Below are 25,127 nucleotides of genomic sequence, written 5' to 3' on the forward strand. Positions count from 1 at the left end.
GGCGCCGACGAAAACGCGTGGATGCCCGCGACGAGCGCGGGCATGACGGCTTGGTGGCGGGAGTGGCGACGCCTTGGCCATGCTGTCGTCTTGACCGCGCGATCCAACTTGGCGCCGCTGCGTCCTGGCCCACGCCCGCCGCCACCCTCCAGCCGTCATGGTCGGGCTTGACCCGACCATCCACGACTTGCGGCGCGCAACCATGGCGCCGACGAAAACGCGTGGATGCCCGCGACGAGCGCGGGGATGACGATTTGGACGAGCGCGGGCACGACGGCTGGGACGCGCGAGCATGTAACGGCGTCAACAATCGCGAGCGTAACCGCAGCGGCCCATTTGCATGGTGGAACACCGGCCACACCTGCCCAAAAAACACCCAGACGCTCGCGTTTGCGTGATCCGGCCCTGATTGTGCCGACGCGGCGGCTTCGTTAACGCTGCGCCAGCAACAATTCACAGGGATTCGCGGCGCATTCGCCCGCGACAGCGCGAGGCGGCGATGCGGTTTCTCCCGATGGCGGCGGTTGCCGCAGCGTCAATCATGCTCCTTTCGGGCTGCTACACCACAACGCCTGACCCGCAGGTGTCGGAGCGGGACGCTGAATGGCTCGCCCAGGTCCCCAAGGCCGAGGAAGACCCGATCTTCGCCCGCTATCTGATGTCGAAAAATGACACGGGCGAAGAGCCAGGCACGATCGTCGTCGACACCAAAGCGCGGCAACTCTACTTCGTGCTGCCCGATAACAGGGTGATGCGCTACGGCGTGGCCGTCGGCAATGAAGCCTTTGGCTGGACCGGGACCGCAGTGGTGCAGCGCAAGGCCGAGTGGCCGGACTGGAACCCGCCCGCCGACATGAAGGCCCGCTGGCCGCATGTGAAATTCACCAAGGGCGGCCCCGGCAATCCGCTCGGAGCCCGCGCCCTGTATCTGTATCAGGACGGCAAGGATACGCTGTATCGCATCCATGGCACCAATGAGCCTGAGAAGATCGGCCGCGCCGAATCCTCAGGCTGCATCCGCATGCGCAACATCGATGCCATCGACCTGTACAACCGGGTGCAAAATGGCGCCAAGGTGATCGTCAAGTAACAGGCGAGCCCGGCTGGCGGCGTGATCCGACACGCTCGCCCGCCTTATCGCGAGCCACACGCCCCCGCGCCCTGTCCCCTCGCGCGTCATGCCCGTGCTTGTCACGGGCATCCACGTCGTCAACACTCGGTCATCACCTGCGCGCCCACAGGCGCGCCGCAGCCTCAGCCGCGCTGCAACGCCTGCGAGAAGCGCACCGCCTCGCCCTGGGATGGGGCGGTGAGTTCGCCGTCCCACATCACCACATGGCCGCGCACCACCGTGCCGACAGGCCAGCCGGTGACCGAGACGCCGTCATAGGGCGTCCAGCCGCAGCGCGAGGCGATCCATTCATTGCGGATGGTTTCGCTGCGCTTCATGTCGACGATGGTGAAATCGGCGTCATAGCCCACGGCGATGCGGCCCTTGCTGGCGATGCCGAACAGCCGGGCCGGGCCTGCGCTGGTCATGTCGACAAAGCGCGCGAGGCTGAGGCGGCCGGCGTTGACGTGGTTGAGCATGGTCGGCACCAGCGTCTGCACGCCAGTCATGCCAGAAGGCGAATTCGGATAGGGCTTGGCCTTCTCTTCCAGCGTGTGCGGCGCGTGGTCGGAGCCGAGCACATCGGCGACGCCCTGGGTCACGCCCTCCCAGATGCCGTCGCGGTGGGCGGCGTCGCGCACCGGCGGGTTCATCTGCACCAGCGTGCCAAGCTTCTCATATGCCTCGGGGCCAGCCAGGGTGAGGTGATGTGGCGTCACCTCGCAGGAGGCGACATCCTTGTGCTGCGCGAGGAAGCGCATTTCATCGGCGGTGGAGATGTGCAGCACGTGGATGGCGGCGCCCTCCTTGCGGGCGATGCGCACCAGCCGCTCGGTGCAGCGCATGGCCACCTCCGCCGAACGCCACACCGGATGGCTCGACGGATCGCCCTCAACCCGCAGATCCTTGCGCTCGCGCAGCATCATCTCGTCTTCCGAGTGGAAAGCGGCCCTGCGGCGGGTCTGGCGCAGGATCTGGGCGACGCCCTCATCATCCTCAACCAGCAGATCGCCGGTGGATGAGCCCATAAACACCTTGATGCCAGCCGCGCCTGGCAGGCGCTCCAGCTCGGGAATGTCTTTGGCGTTGCCATGGGTGCCGCCGACCCAGAAGGCGAAATCGCAATGCATGCGATGGTGGCCGCGCTTCACCTTGTCGGCGAGGGTCTCAGCCGTGGTGGTCAGCGGATTGGTGTTCGGCATTTCGAACACGCCAGTGACGCCGCCCATCACCGCAGCGCGCGAGCCGCTCTCCAGATCTTCCTTGTGATCGAGGCCTGGCTCGCGGAAGTGCACCTGGGTGTCGATGACGCCAGGCAGAATGGTCAGGCCGCGACAATCGATGACCCGGCCCGCCCTGGCATGATCCACCGCGCCGATATGCACGATGACGCCATCGCGCACCGCCACATCGCGAATGCCCTCGCCATCCTGATTGACGACATTGCCGCCAGCGAGAACGAGATCATAAGTGTCGGCCATCAGCGTGCTTTCCTGTTGCGGCCCGTCGCATGCGATCCGGCGACGGTTGGGAAACTGGCCCTCTTTTGCGCCGGTCACGCCGCCGGATCAAGCGGCGCCGACGGAGCCACATGGGCGCCGAACAGCGCTGGGCGAGGGCTGCGCAGGTCAAGGGCGGCGTACCCCCCATATGGGGCGCGGCGCGCCGGGAGCGAAACCGCGCGTGTTGCTTTGCCCCAGATATGTCAGCCGCTGATGCCCCTTGCCCGCAAGTACCCCGGCGCGCCGCCATCTGGCGCCGGGCCTGCCGCCCTTTCGGCGCCGCCTGCGACAACTTGGAAGCCAGGGCAAGGCGGACTATGTCTTGGGCCGCGCTGGCGCACCGCCTGGCGTGATCCGGCCAGCGCCCCTGGTCGCCCATGGGTTGCCCCCAAAACCTGTGGCGATTGGCCTGAGCCAGACAAAACACTGCAGGAGCCCCCATGCCTACAGCCCATCTCGTCGATCGCGGCGTCATCTCGGTGAGCGGCGCCGATGCGCAATCTCTGCTGCAAGGCCTGATCACCTGTGACGTGGAGGCGCTTGCGCCAGGCGCCGCTTCTGCCGGCGCACTGCTGACGCCGCAGGGCAAGATCCTGTTCGATTTCCAGATTGTGCGCGCCCCGGACGCGGAAGACGCTGGCTTTCTGCTCGATGTCGCCGCCGCCAGCGCCGCAGACTTCGCGAGGCGGCTGAATTTCTACAAGCTGCGCGCCAAGGTCAGCATCAGCAATCGCAGCGATGAGCTCGCGGTATTGGCCAGCTGGGGCGCCGACGCCGCCCCGCTCCCAGGCGTGGTCTGGACCGATCCTCGCCTCGCCGCGCTGGGCCAGCGCGCCGTCGCGCCTGTGGCCGATCTGGCGCGAATTGGGGACAGCGGCGCGCCAGCGGCCACGGCCGAGGACTACCGCGCCCACCGCATCAGCCTGGGCGTGCCGGAAGGCTCGGCGGACTTCGCCTATGGCGAGGTGTTTCCGCACGAGGCGGATCTAGACCAGATCGGCGGCGTCGCCTTCGCCAAGGGCTGCTATGTCGGCCAGGAGGTGGTGTCGCGCATGCACCATCGCGGCACGGCCCGCACCCGCATGGTGATGGCGCGCCTCGCCGACGGCGCCAGCGCCGCCCAGAACGACGACATTATGGCCGGCGACCGGCGCATTGGCGATCTGCGCGCTGTCAGCGGCAGTGAAGCCATCGCCATGGTGCGCATCGATAAGCTCGCCGACGCATGGGCGGCAGGCGCGCCGCTGACCGTCAATGGCGCCGCCGTCACCCTGGACAAACAGCCCTGGGCCAGCTTCGCCATCGGCGCAACCGAGGCGTGAAGCCGACGTCTGACGCTGCCATCGCGCAGGAGTGGCAGCGTCACATGATAACCTGGCGACGGCAGCGGGGCGCCAGGCGGCAATTCGCGCTTGCATTCGTTCGCTATATGTTCTTCACTTCAAGCCAGAGGGGCGCGAGCCGGACACACGGGGGGAGCTGATCCATGGCCAATGCAACGCAGGGCGCCAGAGCCAAAGCGACGGCCAAACCCCGCAACGCCAGATCGACCGCGCCCGATCCTGCGTCCAAAGCGGCGCAGACTGCCCCGGCGCCGCCGGACGCGGCGGCTCAGCCTGCGCCCGCGCCGCTGCCTGCGGCGAGCCTCATCGATCATGCCGACGGCCGGACACGATGCTGGTGGCCGGGCGTTGATCCGGTCTATGTCGCCTATCACGATGACGAATGGGGCGTGCCGGAGTTCGACGATCGGGCGCTGTTCGAAAAGCTGATCCTCGATGGCTTTCAGGCCGGCCTGTCGTGGATCACCATTTTGCGCAAACGCGACAATTTCCGCCGCGCCTTCGCCGATTTCGAGCCCGAACGCATCGCCGCTTTCGGTGAGGATGATGTGGCGCGGCTGATGGCCGACGCGGGCATCGTGCGCAATCGCGCCAAGATCGAGGGCACGATCGCCGGGGCCCGCGCCTATCTCGACATCCAGCAGCGCCAGGGCTTCGCCCGCTATCTGTGGGATTTCGTCGACGGCGCCCCGGTGCAAAACACCCTGCGTAGTCGCGCCGAGGCGCCGGTGGACAGCGACGCCTCAAAGCGCATGTCGAAGGATCTGAAGGGGCGCGGCTTCAAGTTCTGCGGTCCGACCATCACCTATGCCTTCATGCAGGCGGTCGGCATGGTCAATGACCATCTGGTCGACTGTTTTCGCCACGCCGAATGCGCCGCCTGCGCCCGCCCGGCGGGCTTTTCCTGCACGTCGCCGTGAGGCCGGCGCGCAGCAACAGCGTTTTCTGGGCGTCCTGTGGGCGTCGCCTATGGCGTAACAGGACATGGGCCAGCCAGCGCCACATGAGACAGTGAACCGCGACCCGTGACAGCCAGACCCACATCCGCAATCAACGCCGGCGCCGCGCACGAGGCGGAGATCGTTAGCCCGCAGGACGCGCCCAATCCCGTTTTGCGGCGCAAGGTGGGCGCGAGCGCGCGCGGCGACACAACAGGCGGCGATCTGGCGCCCGCTGGCGTGGGAGCAGATGGCGGGGCGCACCGCGATGATGCGCCTGCGCCTAACCCTGCGCCGAACCCTGCGCCTCTTGCGGCGCGCCCCAGAACGCCCCGTCGCAAGGGCGCTGCGCCTGGGCCGCGCGCCTGGCAGCGCATGTTGTCGGGGCGGCGGCTTGATCTGCTCGACCCTTCGCCGCTCGACATCGAGATCGCTGACATCGCTCACGGCCTCGCCCGGGTGGCGCGCTGGAATGGCCAGACGAGGGGCGCGGCGATTTTCTCGGTGGCCCAGCACAGCGTGCTGGTTGAGGCCATCGCCGCCGATCTGCACCCGCATCTGTCCCGCAAGGGGCGGCTCGCGGTGCTGCTGCACGATGCTCCCGAATATGTGATCGGCGACATGATCTCGCCGTTCAAGGCGGTGCTCGGCGGTGACTACAGCCGCGTCGAGGCGCGCTTGCAGGAGGCGGTCCATCTGCGTTTTGGCCTCAGCGCCCGCACCGCGCCGCTGATCCATCGCATCACCAAACAGGCCGACCGGCAATCGGCGTGGCTGGAGGCGGTGGCGCTCGCCGGCTTCAGCCCTGAGGAAGCCACGGAGATTTTTGGCAAGCCGGCCACGCTGGGCTTTCGCACTGATGACTGGCTGACGCCATGGTCGGCGGATGAGGCGAGCCGTCGCTTCCTCGCGCGCTTCGACGCACTTTTTGGCCCAGGCTGAGGCCGCCAACGCGCCTGCGCCACACCGATATTACCCAAGGTAATCAGCACATTGCGCCACCGGCCAGATTCTGATTCAGAGGATGAACAAACGGCGCCAAGCGCCCGGCGGTTTGGCGCCGCGCGTGCCCTGGCGGCCTTGTGCAAACACCGCAGTATCATAGCGGATCGGCGAACGATCGACGCCGGGACAGTCGTCAAAGATCAACCGGAGTATGGCCACGCTCTGGTTAACGCCTGGTGAATCCGTCGGGGTGGGGCCGTCCAGCCCGCTGGCCTGCGGCCTGCCCCAAAGCGGCGCACGCCAGCCTGCCTTGAGCTTCCCGGATGCCAATTGGCTCCCCATATAAGCAAGCTGCATCGGCGCGCGTCGTCTCGCCTCCCTCAAGGCTTCACCATTGCCGTGTCTGGCGCCATCAGCGACCAGGCGGAACGACGGCGCGCTTTGCGAGCCGAAAAATATCACCGATAACCAGCCGGCGAAGCAGCTGGCATGCATGAGGCCGGCTTGGGGCCGACATGATGCCGACGTGGGGCGGCGCTGGCCGCATCGGGAGGGGGCGCAGGTGGACAGCGAACTGACGGCTTTCATTCTGCTGGCGCTCTCTTTCCCTTTGATGGCCTTGCTGGCGCTGATCCTCGTCATCAGGCAGCGCAGTCGCATTCACCTGCTCGAAGGCCGCGTGGCCCGCCTCGACGCCAGCCATCGCGCCGTGCTTGAGCGCCTCAACGCCCTCGCAGACCGCCCGACAACGCCAGCGCCGGCGCCAGCCGCCGCGGCGACCGGGCTTGCAGTTGACGCCGTCAAGGCGACGGCAGGCCCAACGCCCGCCGCCGCGCCATTCGAAAACGTCGCTTCTGGCGATGCTGCGCCTGCTGTTGCAAGCTCCCCTGCTATGTCTCCCGCAAGCGCCGGCGACCTGGCCCAGCCGCCGCTGGTCGCAGGCGCGCCGACAGGGCCGGAACAACCGACCACCCCGCCCGCAAAAGCCACCGACGCCCAGCCTGGCCGCGACAGCGCGGCGAAAGCCGCTGCGAAGCAGAAAAAATCGGGTGGCGGCGATGGGCGCAGCTTCGAGGAGAAGCTCGGCGCACGTTGGAGCGTCTGGGTCGGCGCGCTGGCGCTGGCGATCGGCGGGCTGATGCTGGTGCGCTTCAGCATCGAGCAGGGCTATTTCGGCCCGGCGGCGCGGGTCAGCATGGGCGCCTTGCTCGGCCTTGGGCTGATTGGCGCCGGCGAATGGATGCGGCGGCGGGATCGCGCCGCAGGCCGCGCCTTGCCCGCAGATGATCGGCCCTTCGCCACCCCTGGCGCCTCCGCCGCCCTCACCGCCGCCGGGGCCGCCTGCGTGTTTGGCGCCACCTACGCCGCTTATGCGCTATATGGCTTCATCGGCCCGGCGGCGGCCTTTGTTATTCTCGGCCTCGTGGCGGTGCTGACCATGTTCAGCGCCGCGTTGCAGGGTCCGGCGCTGGCCGCGCTTGGCCTGCCGGCGGCGCTGGCGGCGCCCCTGCTGGTGGCCAGCGAGCAGCCGCAGCTGTGGCCACTGGTGCTCTATCTCGCCGTGACGGTGAGCGCAGCTTACGCCCTCGCCCGCCTGCGTCGCTGGCGCTGGCTGGCGGTGGCCGCCGCCGTCGGCGCGTGGTTGTGGGGGCTGGCGTTGATGTCGGCGGGCTATGACACGCCGCTGGCCGCTAGCGCTCACGCGGTGATCCAGCTCGCCCTCGCCGCCGCAGCCCTCGCCATCCAGCCTTACCTCGGCGCACCAGACCGGGAGGCCCGCACCGACTGGCTGGCCCTGCTGGCGCTGATCGGCTTTGCGGCGCTCGGCCTCGGCTGTCTTGACCTGCATCTAAGCGTCGCCGGCCGGGTGCTGATCGGCGCCGCGCTGATCGCCGTGCTGCTAGGCAGCTCCCTTGCCGCAGCGGCAGTGGCCGGCGCCAGCCTCGTCGCCGGCGCGGTGACCGCCGGCGCGTTGTGGAACTGGCCGGTGCTGCGCCTCGCCCGCGCCGAAACCTCGGCGCTCGCGCCAGGCGGCGTCGGGGCCGCGCCCATGCCGGAAAATCTGACGCTGTATTTGGCGTTTGCGGTTGTCGCCGCCGGTGCGGTAAGCGCCCTCGCCTTGCGCCGCCTTGTCCAGGGGCGCGATCTGCCGCTGCCAGCCGCAGCAACCTATGCCGCCGCCGCAGCGCTGACGCCGCTGGGCGCGCTGGCGGTCGTGTGGATGAAGATCGCGCATTTCGCCATCAGCATTCCGTTTGCGCTGGTCGCCGCGCTGCTCGCCGGCCTGGGCGTGGCGCTGGTCAGCCGGCTGCGCAGCGGCCCCGAGGCTGAGGCGCCGCAGCGCAAACTCGCCGCCGGCGCCATCGCCAGCGCCGCCGTGGCGGCGATCGCGCTCGGCCTGACCTTTGCCCTCGACAAGGGCATGCTCACCGTCGCCTTCGCGCTGATGGCTCCTGCGGTGGCGTGGATCGCCCTGCGCATGGAGTTGCCAGCCCTGCGCTATGCAGTGGGCGGCATTGGCGTGCTGCTGCTCGGGCGGATCATCGCCAATCCGGCTATCGCCGCCGAGGGGGCGATTGGCGCTATTCCCGTGTTCAACTGGCTGCTGTGGGGCTATGGCGTGCCGGCGCTGGCCTTCGCCGCCGCCGCCTGGTTGCTGGCGAGGCAAGGCCGCGACCGCATCACGGCCTTGTGCGAGAGCCTGGCGATCATCTTCGCCGTACTGCTGACGGTGTTCGAGATCCGCCACGCGCTCAACCATGGCGACCCCTTCGCCATCCGCTCTGGCCATCTGGAATCCGGGCTCATCGCCGTCAGCGGCCTGCTGTTCTCCATGGCGCTGTCGCGCCTCAACCTGCGCCGCGCCGATCCGGTCTATCGCATCGGCGCGCTGGTATTGGCGCTCGGCTCGTTCGCGGTGATCGTTTTCGGCCTGATCCTCGGCAATAATCCGCTGATCACCGGCGAGCCGATTAGCGGCGGCGTGCTGTTCAACTCGCTGCTGCCAGCCTATCTGGCCCCGGCGCTGATCGCAGGCCTTCTGGCCATGGGCAATCGCTCCATCTGGCCGCGCTGGCGCACCCTCGCCACCGCAGTTCTGGCGCTGGCCCTGTTCAGCTTGTGGGTGGTGATGCAGATCCGGCGCTATTTCGAGGGGCCGGTGATCGCCATGGATCTCGGCGCCAGCGACGCCGAATGGCTGAGCTACACGGTAGCCTCACTGGTGATTGGCGTGGTGCTGCTGGCCTGGGGGCTGCTGCAGCGCCGCCAGATCATCCGCCAGGCCTCGGCCTTCTTTATTATCGTCGCGGTGCTGAAGGCGTTTCTGTCGGACATGGCTGACCTCGACGGCGTCTGGCGGGCGCTATCGTTCATCGGCCTTGGCCTCGTGCTGATCGGCGTCGCCCGCGCCTATCAATTGTTGCTGTTCCCGCCTGGGGCCCGCCCTGGCGCGCCGCCAGCTGGCGATGACGGGGATGGCGCGAGCGGCGCCGCTTGAGCCTTGCGGCTCTGCGGGCGATAACAGCCGCTGACCCGCACAGGCCACAAGGATCACGCCATGACCGCCACCGCACCCGATGCGTCCGCAGACCTGAGCGCTTTGCCGTTTGAGGCCGCCATGGCGGAGCTGGAGGCGATCGTGCGCCGGCTGGAGGAAGGCCGGGTCGAGCTGGAAGAATCGATCGCGATTTTTGAGCGCGGCGAGGCGCTGAAGCGTCATTGCGAGGCGCTGCTGCGCGCCGCCGAAGCGCGGATCGAAAAAATCGCCCTCGGCGCCGATGGCCGTCCTGCCGGCGTCACGCCGCTTGACCCCGAATGAGCTGAACCCGACGCGGCGACCCAGCAGCCATACGGCGGCGCCCGCCGCCATGCCGCGTCGCTCACGCCTGCCCCGGCTGATCCCGCTTTTGCCAGCTCTCGCCCGCTTTTGCCCTGCCCCGCCTCGTCATAACGCCAACGACGGCGCCAATGGCGCGGCGACAGGCGACGCCCCGATCGGCTGGGCGGCAAGGCTGAATCTTTGACCTTGCGGCCATGAAGGCTTATGTGCGGATGGCCGGAACGCGCGCCCTTGCATGGCGCGCGCCGACCAGCGCGCCGCTCGCCCCGCCCCGGGCCCGCGCCCCAATGTGAAGGTAGTCCCTTGGCCGTCGAGACCCCGCTCCTCGATAAAGTTCGCATCCCTGCTGATCTGCGAACCCTTCCTGAAAGCGACCTACCCCGGGTCGCCGAAGAGTTGCGCGCCGAAACCATCGACGCGGTGTCGGTGACTGGCGGCCATCTCGGCGCCGGCCTTGGCGTGGTAGAACTGACCGTCGCACTGCATCACGTGTTCAACACGCCGCATGACCGGATCATCTGGGACGTCGGCCACCAGGCTTATCCGCACAAGATTTTGACCGGTCGCCGCGACCGCATCCGCACCCTGCGCCAGGGCGGCGGCCTGTCGGGCTTCACGCGGCGCGCCGAGAGCGAATACGACCCCTTCGGCGCCGCCCATTCGTCCACCTCGATTTCCGCCGGTCTCGGCATGGCGGTGGCCAGCCAGCTCAAGGGCGAGCCGCGCAATGTCATCTGCGTCATCGGCGACGGCGCCATGTCGGCGGGCATGGCCTATGAGGCGATGAACAACGCCGGGGCGCGCGGCGAACGGCTGATCGTCATTCTCAACGACAATGACATGTCAATCGCCCCGCCCGTGGGCGCCATGTCAGCCTATCTGGCGCGGCTGGTGTCTGGCGGGACCTATCGCTCCTTGCGCGAGATGGGCAAACAGATCGCCAGCAAGCTGCCGGATTTCGTCTACCGGAACGCCCAGCGCGCCGAGGAATACGCCCGCGGCATGCTGACCGGCGGCACGATGTTTGAGGAGCTCGGCTTCTATTACGTCGGTCCGGTCGACGGCCATAATCTCGAGCACCTGCTGCCGGTGCTGAAGAATGTGCGCGACGGCGACCATGGCCCGGTGCTGCTGCACGTCGTCACCCAGAAGGGCAAGGGCTACGCCCCGGCCGAAGCCGCCGCCGACAAATATCACGGCGTCGTCACCTTCGACGTGGTGACCGGGGCGCAGTCCAAGCCCAAGGCCAATGCCCCGGCCTATACCCGGGTGTTCGCCGATGCGCTGATCCAGCAGGCCCGCGCCGATGACAAGGTGGTGGCCGTCACCGCCGCCATGCCGTCGGGCACCGGCCTCGATCTGTTCGGCAAGGAATTTCCGACCCGCACCTTTGACGTCGGCATCGCCGAGCAGCATGCGGTGACCTTCGCCGCAGGCATGGCCACCGAGGGCTACAAGCCGTTTTGCGCGATTTACTCCACCTTCCTGCAGCGCGGCTACGACCAGGTGGTGCATGACGTGGCGTTGCAGAACCTGCCGGTGCGCTTCGCGCTCGACCGGGCGGGCCTCGTCGGCGCCGATGGCCCGACCCACGCCGGCGCCTTCGACCTCGCTTATCTCGGCTGCCTGCCGAATATGGTGATCATGGCCGCCGCCGATGAGGCGGAGCTGGTGCACATGGTCGCCACCGCCGCAGCCTATGACGCTGGCCCCATCGCCTTCCGCTATCCGCGTGGCGAAGGCGTCGGCGTCGACATGCCGGAGCGCGGCGAGGTGTTGCCGATCGGCAAGGGCCGGCTGATCCGCGAGGGCGACCGCATCGCCATCCTGTCGCTCGGCACCCGCCTCGCCGAGAGCCTCAAGGCGGCCGAAGAGCTGGAGGCGCGCGGCCTGTCGACCACCGTCGCCGACGCCCGCTTCGCCAAGCCGATTGACCTGGAGCTGATCCGCCAGCTGGCCCGCAGCCATGAGGTGCTGGTCACGGTCGAGGAAGGCTCGGTCGGCGGCTTCGGCTCCTGGGTGCTGCAGGCGCTGAGTGATGAGGGCCTGCTCGATGGCGGCCTCAAGGTGCGCGCCCTCACCCTGCCCGACGCCTATCAGGAGCATGACAAGCCCGAGCGCATGTATGCCGAGGCGGGTCTCGACGCCGCCGGCATCGTGGCCAAGGTGATGGCGGCGTTGGGCCAGGCCGACGGCGCCGCGCGCAAGGCCGGCTGATCCCGTGAGCCGCGACCGCGCCGATCGCGCGCTGCTGGCGCGCGGCCTGTTCGAGAGCCGCACCAAGGCCCAGGAGGCGATCGCCGCAGGGCTGGTCAGCGTCAATGGCCGGGTGATCGGCAAGGCCTCGGAGCAGATCGGCCCCGACGATGAGGTGTCGGCTGCGGCGCCCTATCCGTGGGTGTCGCGCGGCGGCGTCAAGCTGGAGCGGGCGCTCGCGCATTTCGGCTTTGATCCTGAAGGCAAGATTTGCCTCGACCTTGGCGCCTCCACCGGCGGCTTCACCGACGTGCTGCTGGCGCGCGGCGCGGCCCAGGTGCTGGCGGTGGATGTCGGCCATGCCCAGCTGCATCCGCGTATCGCCGCAGATCAGCGCGTCACCTCGCTGGAGGGGCTCGACGCCCGCGCCGTTACGGCGGAGCGTCTCGGCGCCAGGGCGGAGCTGGTGGTGATGGACCTCAGCTTCATCTCGTTGCGACTGGTGCTGCCAGGCGTGCCGGCGCTACTGGCGCCTGGGGCCGGGCTTGCGGCGCTGATCAAGCCTCAGTTTGAGGTGGGCCGCGCTTTTGTCGACAAGGGCCTGGTGCGCGACGCCGACGCCCGCCAGCGCGCCTGCGCGGCGATCGTCACGCAATTGGGCGAGCTTGGCTTCGATTGCCTTGGGGTGATCGACTCGCCGATCGCCGGCGGCGACGGCAATCAGGAGTTTCTCGTCGGCGCCATCTGGCGCGGCTGACGCAGGGCGCGCGGGCGCAGGCGCCTCGCCAGGTCGTCACCTCGCCACCTCGCCCGCGCTTGCTGACGCCGCGACATTTCGGCCAGACTGACTTCCGCGTGCGGGGTTTATTTTCGCCGCCACAGGGCGCAAAAGCGCTGCTTCACGCCGCCGCCGGCCGCTGGCGTGCGCACCTATTTCCTGGGAAGGGCCTTTCGTGGCGCAGCAACTGACAATCGACCATCTGGGCGCCAAGGGCGACGGAGTGGCGCGGACGCCCAATGGACCCGTGTTCATCGACCGCGCCCTGCCCGGCGAACTGGTCGAGGCCGAGGTCACCGGCGATCGCGGCCAGTTGCTTGAGGTGCTGCAGCCGTCGCCGCAACGCAAGGCACAGGACTGCGTCTGGTTCGACCGCTGCGGCGGCTGCGTCGCCCGCCATATGGCGCCTGATCTCTACACCGAGTGGAAGATGGCGACGGTGCGCGGCGCCCTGCATCGCGGCGGGGTCGACGTGGCGCTCAACCCGATGATCGATGCGCGCGGCTCTGGCCGCCGGCGCATCACCCTGCATGGCCGCACCGGGCCTGGCAAACCCGCCGTGGGCTTCATGGCGCCGCGCAGCCACGAACTGATCGCCATCGACCGTTGCCTTGAGCTGGACCCCGGCCTTGCGCGGGCGCCGGAGATGGCGCTGGCCATCACCCGTCTGCTCGCCAGCTTCGGCAAGCCGCTGGATATCCAGCTCACCGCCACCCAGGCGGGCGTCGACGTCGACATCCGCGGCCTTGGCCAGAAGAACCTCGGCAAGCAGGCTGGCCCAACCCGGCTGCGGCTGGTGGAGCTGGCCGAGCGGCTTGATCTGGCCCGCCTGTCGCTGCACGGCGACATTCTGGTCGAGCGCCGCCCGCCGCATGTGCCAATGGGCAAGGCGCTGGTCGCCCAGGCGCCCGGCGGCTTCCTGCAGGCCACGGCGGCTGGCGAGCAGGCGCTGGCCGACATCATGCTGGCGGCGATCGGCAAGGTGAAGCGGGTCGTCGACTGCTTTTCCGGCTGCGGACCATTCGCCCTGCGCCTCGCCGAGCGGGCCGAAGTGCACGCCATCGAGCTGGAGGAGGCGGCGCTCAGCGCCCTCGACCGCGCCTTCCGCATGACCCCCGGGCTGAAGCGCGTCACCACCGAGAAGCGCGACCTGTTTCGCCGGCCGCTGTTCCCGCAGGAGATCGACAAATTCGACGCGCTGGTGCTCGATCCGCCGCGCGCCGGCGCCGAGGCGCTGGCCCGGCAGATCGCCGCCGCGAAGATCGGCAAGGTGGTGTATATCTCCTGCGATCCGGTGAGTTTTGCGCGCGACGCCGCGATCCTGCTGGCCGGCGGTTTCAGTCTCGCCAGCGTCACCCCGGTCGACCAGTTCCGCTATTCCGCCCACACGGAAGTCATTGGCGTGTTTGAACGCGCATCAAAGGCCAGACGATGAGCAAGCCCGTCGCACTCTCCACCCCTGTTGTCCGCGCCCCGGTCGACCTCAGCGGCTTCGCCGCCATCGTCGGCGCGCGCCACGTCGTCACTGCGCCGTCGGACATGGAGCCGTTCCTGCGCGAGGCGCGCGACCTCTATCAGGGCGTGGCCCGGGCCATCGTCAGGCCGGCCAGCACCGATGAGGTGGTCGCCGTGGTCCGCCATGCGCGGGAACTGGGCCTCGCCATCGTGCCGCAGGGCGGCAACACCGGCCTCGTCGGCGGCCAGATCCCGGGGGCGGATATCGACGCCATCGTGCTGTCGCTGACCCGCATGGACGCCGTGCGCGAGATTGACCCGCTCACCGACACCATGACGGTGGAGGCGGGCATGACCCTGCTCCGGGTGCAGGAACTGGCCGAGCAGGCTGACCGGCTGTTCCCGCTGTCGCTGGCCTCCGAAGGCTCCTGCACCATCGGCGGCAATATCGCCGCCAACGCCGGCGGCACGGCGGTGCTGGCCTATGGCAACACCCGCGACCTGGTGATGGGGCTGGAAGTGGTGCTGGCCGATGGCCGCGTCTGGCGTGGCCTCAACAAATTGCGCAAGGACAACACCGGCTACGACCTCAAGGATCTGTTCGTCGGCTCGGAAGGCACCCTGGGCATCGTCACCGCAGCGGTGCTGAAACTGTTCCCACGGCCGCGCAGCCGCGCCACCGCCTTCTGCGCGGTGGCCAATCCGCAGGCGGCGCTGGATCTGCTGCTGCTGGCCAAGGCCCAGGCTGGCTCATCCCTCACTACCTTCGAGCTGGTGCCGCGCATCGGCGTGGAGTTCGTGGTCCGCCACATTCCCGGCGCCCGCGATCCGCTGTCCGACGCCTCGCCCTGGTATGTGCTGCTGGAATTGTCCTCGCCCGCAGAAAGTGGCCTCGACGACATTATGGAGGCCGTGCTCGGCCAGGCGATTGAGGATGGCGTGGTGGCCGACGCCGCCATCGCCGCCTCGCTCGACCAGCGCCACGGCTTCTGGACCCTGCGCGAGGCCCTGTCCGAGGTGCAGAAGCACGAAGGCGGCTCGATCAAGCATGACGTCTCGGTGCCAGTGGCGCTGATCCCGCAATTCCTTGACGAGGCCATCGCCTGCGTGACGGAGATGGTCCCTGGCTGCCGACCGGTGCCGTTCGGTCACATGGGCGACGGCAACATTCACTTTAACGTCAACCAGCCCGTCGACATGGACAAGGCCGCGTTCCTCGACCAGTGGGACGCCATGAACGCACAGGTGCACGCCATCGTCGCCCGCCTCGACGGCTCGATTTCGGCTGAACATGGCGTGGGCCGCCTGAAGCGCGATCTGCTGCCAGGCGTCAAGGATCCCGTGGCGCTCGATCTGATGCGGGCGCTGAAGCAGGCGATCGATCCCGACGGCGCGCTCAACCCCGGCGCGATGCTCTAAGCCGCAGGCGGTTGGCTCTAGGCCGCAGGCGGCTAGCTCTAAGCCGTAGCCGGTTGGCCACTTTCATGTGCGCGGGGCGCAATTGCGTTTCCGACGACAAAGGCCGCCGGCTCCCGGCGGCCTTTGTCGTTGTGGCCCGCCGTCCCATCACCACCCCATCGGTCGCCTGCGGAACCAATTGCGGCGCGCTTACGTTTTGCAAACAGTCCGGCGACGTGTGCTGCGCGGTTGGCGTCGTGGCGTGACGACGTACGCCAGGGCTGCCGGAGCTTAACCACGGCGGACGATGGCGGTTGATCGCGACCGACGCCCGGCGCAAGCTTGATGAGCCGCCCTCGCCGCGCTGGCATGGCGGCGCCGCGGCGTTTGGCAGGGCGTCGGATAGATTGTTTTTGGCAGGGCGTCTTACCGTTGGCCGATGGGCGCTGGCGGTTTATCGGGCGCCCGGCTCACCACCCGGACCCGCGCGCCCCGCGCACTGCGCCGCACGGGTCCCTCACAGGCGTCACGCATTGGCGTCGCAAGACGCGGATGCGCGCAGCTGCAGGAGCGCACAGGCATGGCACAGAACGACGATGCGACGTCCCCGACCCAACGTATTGGCGACATTGCCTCTGCGACCGCCAAGGACGCGGCAAAAGAAGTGAAGGCAGGCGCCGAGGAAGCCCGCGCCGCCGCCAGCGAGGCCGGCGACGCCATTTCCGATGATCTGCGCCAGCTGCGCGAGGATATCGCCCGCCTCACCGAGTCCATCGCCGCCATCGCCGGCAATCGCGGCGCCGCCGCCGCGTCGGTTGTCGGCGACGGCGTTCGCGCCGTACGCGACACTGTCTACGGCACCGCCGCTGACGCCTGCGCCGCCGGCGCTGAGGTCGCCGGTTCGGCCCGCCAGCACGCCGCCTCCTTCGCCACCGATGTCGAGGATACGGTGCGGCGCAATCCGCTCGGCGCCGTGCTCACGGCGCTCGGCATTGGCGTTGTCATCGGTATGATGAGCCGGAGCCGCTGATGTTCAGCGCGCTGATGGCGGCGGCCAACGCGCGCATCGCTGAAACCAGGCAGAGCCTTACCCGCCTGGTGATTGGCGTCGTCCTGGCGGTGGCGGCGCTGATCCTGCTGCTGTCGGCGCTGCTGAGCGCGCTGTTTCTGGTGGTGACCTTCCACTACGGACCGATCGCCGGTCATCTGTCGGTGGCGGGCGCCGCGCTATTGGTGGCCATCGTCGCCCTGCTCTACGCCTTCCGCAAACCGCGCCCGACGCCCGCAGCCACGGTGCAGGGCCTGACGGCGGCGGCGGCGAGCGACGCCCAGAGCCTGCGCACGGCGGCGGTCAGCGCCGCCACGGGCGCTGGCGTGCAGGTTGCGGGCGCTGCGGCAGGCCAGGCGTTCGAGGCGGCCCGCGCGGCCGGCGAGCGAATCAGGTCAATCGGCGCCAGCATCGCTGAAGAGGTCACGGGTGAGCGCAAGCAGCCAGTAGCCCGCAAGACCATGATCAACGCCACTTTGGCGGCGGTCATCGTCGGCGTATTGCTGGGGCGCCGCATGTAAAGCGCCGCGCCGACGCTGCTGCGCCGGCGCAGCTTTTTCGTGTGACGACAACCTGTCGCTGTAGTTCCGCAATGTTTTGCAGAAATAGTTGCGACAGCATGTGAAAAAATTCTGCGGCAGGAGCACGGCGCCCCCGGCGACGTCGTGCCCACACCGGCGACCTGGGCGCCGGGACGGCGGCGGCGCCACACGCGCCAGCCGCGCGTTCCGGCGACAAATCCCCGCGCCCAGGCGCTCCAGATGCGCCACACATAGCCTTTATCCAGTGCATTTCACCGAAATTCCGCTGAAATAAGCCGAAAAAGCCCCGAATTTACAGCGAGCGCATGGAAAATGCGGCGCGAGATCGGATTCTCGCATTGCCTTTTCGAATTCTATCCGTAAACCCTGCCCAAACCTGGCATGCTAACCAAGAGAGTGGCGCCAACCATGACTAAGTGGGTCTACTCCTTCGGCGACGGACGCGCTGAAGGCGAAGCGGGAATGAAGAACCTTCTGGGCGGCAAGGGCGCGAACCTTGCCGAGATGGCCAATCTTGGCCTCCCGGTTCCGCCCGGATTTACCGTGACCACCGAGGTCTGCACCTGGTACTACGCCAATGGCAAGTCGTACCCGGCGGATCTGGAAGCGCAGGTTAACGCCGCGCTGGCGCAGGTTGGAGCCATCACCGGCAAGAGCTTTGGCGACCGCGACAACCCGCTTTTGGTGTCGGTGCGCTCCGGCGCCCGCGCCTCGATGCCGGGCATGATGGACACGGTGCTCAACCTCGGCCTCAACGATGACACGGTTGAGACAGTGGCCCGCCTTTCCGGCGACGAGCGCTTCGCCTGGGACAGCTACCGCCGCTTCATCACCATGTATTCCAACGTGGTGCTGAATGTGGACCATCACCATTTCGAGGACGCCCTCGACCAGGTGAAGAACCGCCAGGGCTATGGCCTCGACACCGACCTGACCGCCGCCGACTGGCGCGGCCTCGTCGACGTCTACAAGGGCATCGTTCAGGCCGAACTCGGCCGGCCGTTCCCGCAGGACGCCCATGAGCAGCTGTGGGGCGCCATTGGCGCCGTGTTCGGCTCGTGGATGAACGCCCGCGCCAACAAATATCGTGAGCTGCACGGCATTCCGGCCTCGTGGGGCACTGCCGTCAACGTGCAGGCCATGGTGTTCGGCAATCGCGGCGCCACCTCGGCCACCGGCGTCGCCTTCACCCGCAATCCGTCCACCGGCGAACGCGCGCTGTATGGCGAATATCTGATCAACGCCCAGGGCGAGGACGTGGTGGCCGGCATTCGCACGCCGCAGGACATCACCGAGGCCGCCCGCATCGCCGCCGGCTCCGACAAGCCTTCGCTCGAGAAGGAGATGCCGGAGGTCTACGCCGAGCTCGTCCGCATCTACGGTCTGCTTGAGAAGCACTACCGCGACATGCAGGACATGGAGTTCACGGTTGAGGAGGGCAAGCTGTGGATGCTGCAGACCCGCAATGGCAAGCGCACGGCGCGCGCCGCGCTGCGCATCGCCGTTGACCTCGCCAATGAAGGCCTGCTGACCCAGAAAGAGGCCGTGCTGCGCGTCGAGCCCCAGGCGCTCGACCAGCTGCTGCACCCGACCCTCGATCCCAAGGCGCCGCGCAACGTCATCGCCAATGGCCTGCCGGCCTCGCCCGGCGCCGCCTGTGGCGAGATCGTCTTTACCTCCGATGAGGCGGAAGAGGCGCGCAAGGCGGCCCGCAAGGTCATTCTGGTGCGCGTCGAGACCAGCCCGGAAGACATTCACGGCATGCACGCCGCCGAGGGCATCCTGACCACCCGTGGCGGCATGACCTCGCACGCCGCCGTGGTGGCGCGCGGCATGGGCAAGCCCTGCGTCTCGGGCGCTGGCACGATCCGCGTCGATTACAAGGCCCAGACCATGACGGTCGGCGGCCAGACCCTGAAGAAGGGCGACGTCATAACCCTCGACGGCGGCACCGGTGAGGTGTTCGCTGGCGCCGTGCCGACCATCGAGCCGGAGCTGTCGGGTGAATTCGCCACGCTGATGGGCTGGGCCGACGCCGGTCGCCGCCTCAAGGTGCGCGCCAATGCCGACACCCCCAAGGACGCCCGCACGGCGCTGACCTTTGGGGCCGAGGGCATCGGCCTGTGCCGTACCGAGCACATGTTCTTCGACGCCTCGCGCATCATGACCATGCGCGAGATGATCCTGGCCGAGGACGAGGAGGGCCGGCGCAACGCCCTCGCCCGCCTGTTGCCGATGCAGCGTTCGGATTTCGCCGAGCTGTTCACGCTGATGGCCGGCCTGCCGGTGACCATCCGCCTGCTCGACCCGCCGCTGCATGAGTTCCTGCCGCACACCGAGGCCGACATCGAAGAGGTGGCCAGGGCCATTGGCGCGACGCCGGAGCGGGTGCGCCGCCGCGCCCAGGAGCTGCACGAGTTCAACCCGATGCTCGGTTTCCGTGGCGTGCGCCTTGCCGTCGCCTATCCGGAGATCGCCGAGATGCAGGCGCGCGCCATATTCGAGGCCGCTGTCGAGGCGTCGAAGGCGACGGGCCAGACGGTGATCCCGGAGGTCATGGTGCCGCTGGTGATGACCCGGCCGGAGCTCGATCTGGTCAAGGCCCGCATCGACGCCATGGCCGCCGCCGTGCAGCAGGAAACTGGGGCGCAGTTCACCTATCAGGTCGGCACGATGATCGAGCTGCCGCGCGCGGCGCTGCGGGCTGGTGAGATTGCGGAATCGGCGGAGTTCTTCTCCTTCGGCACCAACGACCTCACCCAGACGACGCTGGGCATCAGCCGCGACGACGCCGCGACCTTCCTGGGCAATTACACCCAGAATGGCCTGCTGCCAGCCGACCCCTTCGTCACCATCGACCAGGATGGCGTCGGCGAGCTGGTGCGCATCGGTGTGGAACGTGGTCGCGCCGCCCGTCCCGGCATCAAGGTCGGCATCTGCGGCGAACACGGCGGCGACCCGGCATCAGTGACCTTCTGCGAGGACACGGGCCTGGATTACGTCTCCTGCTCGCCCTATCGCGTGCCAATCGCCCGCCTCGCCGCCGCCCAGGCAGCGATCCGCAAGGCCAGCTAAGCCGTGGGCGGGCCTGTCACAGGTCCGTCGAAAGCTGCATCTGGAGCGGCCCGCCAGATCGCGACGACAGTCGCATCGGCGGGCCGCTTCGCTTCAGGGCGCCGCCACCGTGCTATGGGCCGCGCCGATACGGGCCGCGCCGCCCCACCAACAGCAACCGTCATGGTCGGGCTTGACCCGACCATCCACGTCTTCCCCCCATGCACGCCTCCGCCCCGACTGCCAACGCCGTCGCCGGAACGGCCGCCGCACAGACGTGGATGCCCGTGACAAGCACGGGCATGACGGCGGGGTGGCGGGGTGGCGGGCGTGAAAACGCCCTTGGCGCGCGTTGTCGTCCTGACCGCGCGATGCAACTTGGCGTCGCTGCGTCCTGGCCCACGCCCGCCGCCAACTCCAGCCGTCATGGTCGAGCTTGACCCGACCATCCACGTCTTCCCCCATGCACGCCCCGCCCCGGCTGCCCGCGCCGCCCCCTGAATGGCCGCCGCACAGACGTGGATGCCCGTGACGGGCACGGGCATGACGGCGGGGTGGCGGCCGTTGGCGCAGCGCGCTGAAGCAGCGCCCAGCCCAAAGTGACGCATATGCCGCTGGCGCTTTACGTTTTCTCAACCCTGTTCAGCGATTCTCTTATGGATATCGGAAACCGTTTCGCCACAGCGTCTTGCGCGATGGCGACAGCGGCTTCCGCCTTGAAGTGACGGTCTTCGCCCATGCGTTTGCGACGGAACAGAATGAAATGGATGTGCGCGACGACCGCCCCCTGGGCGCTCGGCGTGAGCATGCTGGTGTCGTTCACCGCCACGGCCGGGCAGGACCTGAGCGTAGGCGTCTCGGTGGCGCCGGGGCTGGCTGCCTCGGCCATGCTCGATATCGGCGAGCTGGTGCCCCAGGCCCCAGGGCTGGCGTCTGCCGCCCTCGGCCTCGATCCGGACGCGCGCAGCCTCACCGCGCTGGGGCGTGGTCTGGCGCAAGGATTAGCCGCGCCAGCTGGCGCGGTCGGCGACGCCCCACGGGCCGAACTGAAGCGCCAGGCCGGCCACGGCGGGGCGCCACGTTTCCCCGAGGTGGCGCGCGATCGCAAGGGCGCGCCCGAGGTTAACCTCCGCGCTTCGCTGAGCCGCACTGGCCGCGACGTCGCCATGACCCGCGCGGCGCGGCAGAGCGGCAAATTGCTGTTCAGCCGCGATGACCGGTTGTTGCCGGGCACCATTCTGATGGAAGGCAGCATCGAGACGCCGGAACTGTCCGAGGTTATGCGGTTTGAGTCGGTCGATGACGATATGGGCGCCACCACCGCGCAAAGCTCGGAGGCTTCGCCCGAGAGTGTCCGCGCCGACGCCACTGGCATTGCAGAAGCGGCGACGTCCGGGGCCGCTGGCCCGCTCTATGGCAGCGCCCGGCGCGCCGCACGGCTGTGGCGCCGCCCCAGCGACGCCAGGGACGGCGGCACGCCCGCCGCGCCCCGCGCCATGGCGCTGGCCTCGGCCACGCCGGCGCCGCCAGAAGCGACCCCCATGGAGATCGCCGCCGCTCCGGTGATCGAGGGCAGCGACATGACCGTGGTGGCGCGCATCAACCCTGGCCGGCCCAATTACGCCAGCCTGATCGCGCCCAACCAGCTGGAGCGGGAACAGCGTTGCCTTGCCGAAGCGGTGTATTTCGAGGCGCGCAGCGAGCCGCCGGCAGGTCAGGCGGCCGTCGCCCAGGTGGTGCTCAACCGGGTGAAGAGCGGGCTCTATCCCACGTCGATCTGTGGCGTGGTCTATCAGAACCGCCACCGCCATCTCGCCTGCCAGTTCACCTTTGCCTGCGAAGGCAAGAAGCTGGCGACCAATGAGACAGCGGCGTGGAACCAGGCGGTCAAGATCGCCCGCGCGGTCTATACCGGCCAGACTTACCTGGCGGACGTAGGCGGCGCCACGCATTATCACGCCAATTATGTGCGGCCGCGCTGGGCCCGCAAGCTCAAGAAAAACGACGTCATCGGCCGCCACATCTTCTACCAGCTGCGACCTGGCCAGACCTGACGCTGGACCCGGTCTCACGGCACGCCGGGGAAGCGCCATGCAGGCCTGTGAGGCAGCCAAGGCCAGATCGGTGCGTGATGAAGACGCGGCAGGGTCAGGCGGCGGCGCCGGACGCCAGCTCTCCATCCGGCGTCCGCCGCTTTGCCCGCTTCGCGTTCTTCGCCTGCCTTGGCCAGCTGGCGTTCCTTGCACCTGGCACGCGCCACATCGTTTCGTTGCGCTGCCTGGCTGCTGGCTGATCGTCAGCAACGTCAGGCAGAACGTGGTTTGCCACACAGGCGCCAGCAAGACAGGCCCCAGTTGGGCTCGCCCCAAAAGGACGTGCTTCAATTGGACTTGCCCCAAATGGACTTGCCTCAAATGGACTTGCCTCAAATGGACTTGCCCCAAATAGACTTGCGGCAGGTGAACTGGCGGCAGAAGGACTGGCGCCGAAGAGGCCAGGCCTCGCCAGGTCAGGCGCCAGTCTTGCGCCGCCCTGCGGCGGCGGCCGGTCGCTCACCTTCCGGCTGGAAAATGTCGTTATAGCCATAGGGGCCACGCGTGCGTGGCGAAGCGTAGTTTGGTGCGATCATCGGATAGGTTGGCGGCAAGTTCCATTTGGCCCGGTATTCAGAGGGCGTGATGCCGAAAGCCGCGCTGAGATGACGTTTCAGGAACTTGAACCTTTTGCCATCCTCCAGACAAACGATGTATTCGGGCGTCACTGAGCGCTTGATGGGCACGGCGGGCTTGAGCTTGTTGGCCGGTTCGGACGCAGCGCCGCTAAGCCGCGTAAGGGAATTGTGCACAGAGTTGATCACCTCGGAAAGCTGATCACTGTCTATCTGGTTGTTTTGTACATATGCCGACACAATACTTGTGGTCATGGTAATAATGTTGTCGTCCACGGGATCTTCTGACACGACTGTTCTCCTCTGGATCGTCGCTCAAGATCGTCAACCTTGGTCAGCCCGTCGGCGCCGCAACCTGTCGCAACAACGGCAATCGCAGTTTTGCGACGCCAGAGGCGTTGCTGCAGAACATCGGAGCGGTTCCTGCGCGTGACGCGCCCGGGAGTCGTCGCGCCTGCAAAGGGTCGCGCGCAGATGGTCGCGCGCAGATGGTCGCGCGCAGGTGGTCGTACGTCGCCAATCACCTGTCGCCACAACGTCGCCGGTCGCCTGCCGGCGGCTTCAGACATCGCATAATGGCGTCGATCGGCGCGTAATCCTGATGTAGCCCATCCGGACACTGTATAGACCGCGCGTCATGCCGACGGTCGCACAGCCAGCGTCATAAGGCGCACCTCCTTCACCTTTCAAAGCATACACACATCCCATCAACCACTCAACAACAAAATAAACATCGCGCAACCCCGACAGATGCACGATGAATACTTTGATTGTCCTTCAGGGAATAACAATGCGCCCCGTGTAGGGCCCGTCATTTTTGAGCGAAGACGTCGCACACACCGTTCATCGCCGCCCGGCCGTGCGGCGACGGGCGCTTGTGGCGCATGGCGCTTTGCGCCACAACGTCGTGCGCATGGCGCTGTGCGCCACATCGTCGTGCGTATGGCGCTGTGCGCCACAATGTCGTGCTTATGGCCGTCGCCCCACGTAATGCCGCCAGCCGGGCCGGCCGCGAGCCAATGCTCCGGCGCTCCCTGCCTCCGGCATGCGTCATCGCAGGACCCGCGTCAGTTGCGCTATGGTCGCAGCACGGCCAGGCGAGATCTGATACGGGCGCGGCGAGCGACGGGCCAGCTTGAGACGGGCAGGCGTGACACGGGCTGAGGGGACTGGCGCGGCGCTGGCAGCGCCAGGCCAGGGCAAGATTGGCCTGGGCAGATTGGCCAGGGCAGATTTGGGGCACGCGCCCCCAACGTTACAGACTGGAGGAAACACCATGGCGACAGACAGTTTTCGCGCGCTGGTTGCGCGCAAATCGGGTGATGCAGACGCAAAAGGCCACACCGTCGCCGTCGAGACGGTGGACGACAGCATCCTCGCCGATGGCGACGTAACGGTTCGGGTCACCCATTCCACGGTCAATTTCAAGGATGGCCTCGCCGTCACTGGCCGCTCGCCCATCCTGCGCAATTTTCCGATGATCCCGGGCATCGACTTCGCAGGCGTGGTTGAGGCGTCGGACAATCCGGCGTTCCCGGTTGGCGCCTCGGTCGTCCTCAATGGCTGGGGCGTTGGAGAAGGCCATCCCGGCGGCTACGCCGAGCGCGCTCGCGTCAAATCCGAGTGGCTGGTCGCCTTGCCAGTAGGCCTCACCGCCGCTCAGGCCATGGCCATTGGCACGGCGGGCTACACCGCCATGCTCTGCCGCATGGCGCTCGATCGCTACGGCCTGACGCCAGATCGCGGCCCGGTGCTGGTCACGGGCGCCGCTGGCGGCGTCGGCTCGGTGGCGGTGGCGCTGATGGCGGCGGCGGGCTGGGAGGTCATCGCCTCGACCGGCCGCCCGGAAGAGGCTGGCTACCTGCAGGCCCTCGGCGCGACCACCATCATGAACCGCAGCGAACTGTCTGAGCCTGGCCGGCCGCTCGGCAAGGAACGCTGGGCGGCGGTGATCGATTCCGTCGGCTCGCACACGCTGGTCAACGCCCTCGCCGGCACGAAATATCGCGGCGCCGTGGCTGCCTGTGGCCTCGCCCAGGGTATTGATCTGCCAGGCTCGGTGGCGCCGTTCATCTTGCGCGGCGTGGCGCTGCTCGGGATTGATAGCGTGATGTGCCCGACGCCAGACCGGCAGGAAGCCTGGAGCCGGCTAGCCCGCGAGCTCGACCTGCGCAAGCTCGGCAACATGACCAGCCACATCCGGCTCGAAGACGTGCCCGACGCCGCTCGCGACATCCTCGCCGGCAAGGTGCGCGGTCGCCTCGTGGTCGATATCGGCTGAGCCTTGACGCCGTGAGCCGGGACGGAC

19 protein-coding genes are annotated in these 25,127 nt (G+C 68.0%); 16 read left to right on the forward strand and 3 right to left on the reverse strand.

From position 1 onward, the window contains the following. The coding region (locus tag AC6A67_RS12805) for a hypothetical protein (protein WP_498036939.1) at positions 1–398 on the forward strand (398 nt) is incomplete at its 5' end. Between the two features lie 143 nt (positions 399–541). Continuing rightward, the gene (locus tag AC6A67_RS12810; RefSeq protein ID WP_498036940.1) at positions 542–1,090 is read left to right on the forward strand and encodes a L,D-transpeptidase; all 549 of its coding nucleotides are present in this window, start codon (positions 542–544) and stop codon (positions 1,088–1,090) included. 164 nt (positions 1,091–1,254) lie between these two features. On the opposite strand, the gene AC6A67_RS12815 is transcribed toward AC6A67_RS12810, so the two are convergent. Then, a complete protein-coding gene (locus AC6A67_RS12815; RefSeq protein WP_498036941.1) occupies positions 1,255–2,592 on the reverse strand; it encodes a dihydroorotase in 1,338 nt (445 codons plus the stop codon). Positions 2,593–3,053: 461 nt separating this feature from the next. On the opposite strand from AC6A67_RS12815, the gene ygfZ reads away from it, so the two are divergent. The 3 genes from ygfZ to AC6A67_RS12830 all read left to right on the forward strand — a co-directional run bounded on the left by ygfZ (position 3,054) and on the right by AC6A67_RS12830 (position 5,836). After that, on the forward strand, positions 3,054–3,935 hold the full coding sequence (gene ygfZ, locus AC6A67_RS12820; RefSeq protein WP_498036942.1) for a CAF17-like 4Fe-4S cluster assembly/insertion protein YgfZ: 882 nt from the start codon (positions 3,054–3,056) through the stop codon (positions 3,933–3,935). 164 nt (positions 3,936–4,099) lie between these two features. Beyond that, a complete protein-coding gene (locus AC6A67_RS12825) occupies positions 4,100–4,876 on the forward strand; it encodes a DNA-3-methyladenine glycosylase I (RefSeq protein WP_498036943.1) in 777 nt (258 codons plus the stop codon). A 393-nt stretch (positions 4,877–5,269) separates the two neighbouring features. Then, a complete protein-coding gene (locus tag AC6A67_RS12830; protein WP_498037074.1) occupies positions 5,270–5,836 on the forward strand; it encodes an HD domain-containing protein in 567 nt (188 codons plus the stop codon). 75 nt (positions 5,837–5,911) lie between these two features. On the opposite strand, the gene AC6A67_RS12835 is transcribed toward AC6A67_RS12830, so the two are convergent. After that, on the reverse strand, positions 5,912–6,334 hold the full coding sequence (locus AC6A67_RS12835) for a hypothetical protein (protein WP_498036944.1): 423 nt from the start codon (positions 6,332–6,334) through the stop codon (positions 5,912–5,914). Between the two features lie 67 nt (positions 6,335–6,401). On the opposite strand from AC6A67_RS12835, the gene AC6A67_RS12840 reads away from it, so the two are divergent. From AC6A67_RS12840 to AC6A67_RS12885, 10 genes are all read left to right on the forward strand, one after another. Further along, a complete protein-coding gene (locus AC6A67_RS12840) occupies positions 6,402–9,338 on the forward strand; it encodes a DUF2339 domain-containing protein (protein ID WP_498036945.1) in 2,937 nt (978 codons plus the stop codon). Positions 9,339–9,398: 60 nt separating this feature from the next. Beyond that, positions 9,399–9,659 carry an exodeoxyribonuclease VII small subunit gene (locus AC6A67_RS12845; RefSeq protein ID WP_498036946.1) on the forward strand — a complete coding sequence of 87 codons (261 nt, stop codon included), beginning with the start codon at positions 9,399–9,401 and terminating at the stop codon, positions 9,657–9,659. Positions 9,660–9,983: 324 nt separating this feature from the next. Continuing rightward, on the forward strand, positions 9,984–11,897 hold the full coding sequence (gene dxs / locus AC6A67_RS12850; protein ID WP_498036947.1) for a 1-deoxy-D-xylulose-5-phosphate synthase: 1,914 nt from the start codon (positions 9,984–9,986) through the stop codon (positions 11,895–11,897). A 4-nt stretch (positions 11,898–11,901) separates the two neighbouring features. After that, on the forward strand, positions 11,902–12,633 hold the full coding sequence (locus tag AC6A67_RS12855) for a TlyA family RNA methyltransferase (RefSeq protein ID WP_498036948.1): 732 nt from the start codon (positions 11,902–11,904) through the stop codon (positions 12,631–12,633). Positions 12,634–12,829: 196 nt separating this feature from the next. Further along, a complete protein-coding gene (locus tag AC6A67_RS12860) occupies positions 12,830–14,089 on the forward strand; it encodes a class I SAM-dependent RNA methyltransferase (protein ID WP_498036949.1) in 1,260 nt (419 codons plus the stop codon). Further along, positions 14,086–15,528 (forward strand): FAD-binding oxidoreductase, encoded by a 1,443-nt coding sequence (locus AC6A67_RS12865; protein WP_498036950.1) that lies wholly within the window; start codon positions 14,086–14,088, stop codon positions 15,526–15,528. Before AC6A67_RS12860 ends, AC6A67_RS12865 begins: the two co-directional genes overlap by 4 nt. Positions 15,529–16,087: 559 nt before the next feature. Further along, positions 16,088–16,537: an ElaB/YgaM/YqjD family protein gene (locus tag AC6A67_RS12870; RefSeq protein ID WP_498036951.1), complete on the forward strand. Its 450-nt coding sequence runs from the start codon at positions 16,088–16,090 to the stop codon at positions 16,535–16,537. After that, the gene (locus tag AC6A67_RS12875; RefSeq protein WP_498036952.1) at positions 16,537–17,076 is read left to right on the forward strand and encodes a hypothetical protein; all 540 of its coding nucleotides are present in this window, start codon (positions 16,537–16,539) and stop codon (positions 17,074–17,076) included. The genes AC6A67_RS12870 and AC6A67_RS12875 overlap by 1 nt, the downstream gene beginning before the upstream one ends. 429 nt (positions 17,077–17,505) lie before the next feature. Continuing rightward, positions 17,506–20,172: a pyruvate, phosphate dikinase gene (gene ppdK / locus AC6A67_RS12880; RefSeq protein WP_498036953.1), complete on the forward strand. Its 2,667-nt coding sequence runs from the start codon at positions 17,506–17,508 to the stop codon at positions 20,170–20,172. Positions 20,173–20,918: 746 nt separating this feature from the next. Then, on the forward strand, positions 20,919–22,205 hold the full coding sequence (locus tag AC6A67_RS12885) for a cell wall hydrolase (RefSeq protein ID WP_498036954.1): 1,287 nt from the start codon (positions 20,919–20,921) through the stop codon (positions 22,203–22,205). A 455-nt stretch (positions 22,206–22,660) separates the two neighbouring features. On the opposite strand, the gene AC6A67_RS12890 is transcribed toward AC6A67_RS12885, so the two are convergent. Next, a complete protein-coding gene (locus AC6A67_RS12890; RefSeq protein ID WP_498036955.1) occupies positions 22,661–23,110 on the reverse strand; it encodes a Ros/MucR family transcriptional regulator in 450 nt (149 codons plus the stop codon). A gap of 985 nt (positions 23,111–24,095) precedes the next feature. Here AC6A67_RS12890 and acuI point away from each other — a divergent pair. Beyond that, entirely contained in the window at positions 24,096–25,100 is a 1,005-nt protein-coding gene (gene acuI / locus AC6A67_RS12895; RefSeq protein WP_498036956.1) for an acrylyl-CoA reductase (NADPH), read from the forward strand. Positions 25,101–25,127: the final 27 nt, after the last annotated feature.

This window comes from Camelimonas sp. FR25, from assembly GCF_059740505.1.

Bases quoted from the DNA above. Each gene is read 5' to 3' on its own strand.
- AC6A67_RS12870 (WP_498036951.1), top strand. From the start codon at position 16,088: ATGGCACAGAACGACGATGCGACGTCCCCGACCCAACGTATTGGCGAC.
- AC6A67_RS12845 (WP_498036946.1), top strand. From the start codon at position 9,399: ATGACCGCCACCGCACCCGATGCGTCCGCAGACCTGAGCGCTTTGCCG.
- AC6A67_RS12815 (WP_498036941.1), bottom strand. From the start codon at position 2,592: ATGGCCGACACTTATGATCTCGTTCTCGCTGGCGGCAATGTCGTCAAT.
- AC6A67_RS12810 (WP_498036940.1), top strand. From the start codon at position 542: ATGCTCCTTTCGGGCTGCTACACCACAACGCCTGACCCGCAGGTGTCG.
- AC6A67_RS12865 (WP_498036950.1), top strand. From the start codon at position 14,086: ATGAGCAAGCCCGTCGCACTCTCCACCCCTGTTGTCCGCGCCCCGGTC.
- AC6A67_RS12830 (WP_498037074.1), top strand. From the start codon at position 5,270: ATGTTGTCGGGGCGGCGGCTTGATCTGCTCGACCCTTCGCCGCTCGAC.
- AC6A67_RS12825 (WP_498036943.1), top strand. From the start codon at position 4,100: ATGGCCAATGCAACGCAGGGCGCCAGAGCCAAAGCGACGGCCAAACCC.
- ygfZ (WP_498036942.1), top strand. From the start codon at position 3,054: ATGCCTACAGCCCATCTCGTCGATCGCGGCGTCATCTCGGTGAGCGGC.
- ppdK (WP_498036953.1), top strand. From the start codon at position 17,506: ATGACTAAGTGGGTCTACTCCTTCGGCGACGGACGCGCTGAAGGCGAA.
- AC6A67_RS12835 (WP_498036944.1), bottom strand. From the start codon at position 6,334: ATGCATGCCAGCTGCTTCGCCGGCTGGTTATCGGTGATATTTTTCGGC.
- acuI (WP_498036956.1), top strand. From the start codon at position 24,096: ATGGCGACAGACAGTTTTCGCGCGCTGGTTGCGCGCAAATCGGGTGAT.
- AC6A67_RS12885 (WP_498036954.1), top strand. From the start codon at position 20,919: ATGTGCGCGACGACCGCCCCCTGGGCGCTCGGCGTGAGCATGCTGGTG.
- AC6A67_RS12875 (WP_498036952.1), top strand. From the start codon at position 16,537: ATGTTCAGCGCGCTGATGGCGGCGGCCAACGCGCGCATCGCTGAAACC.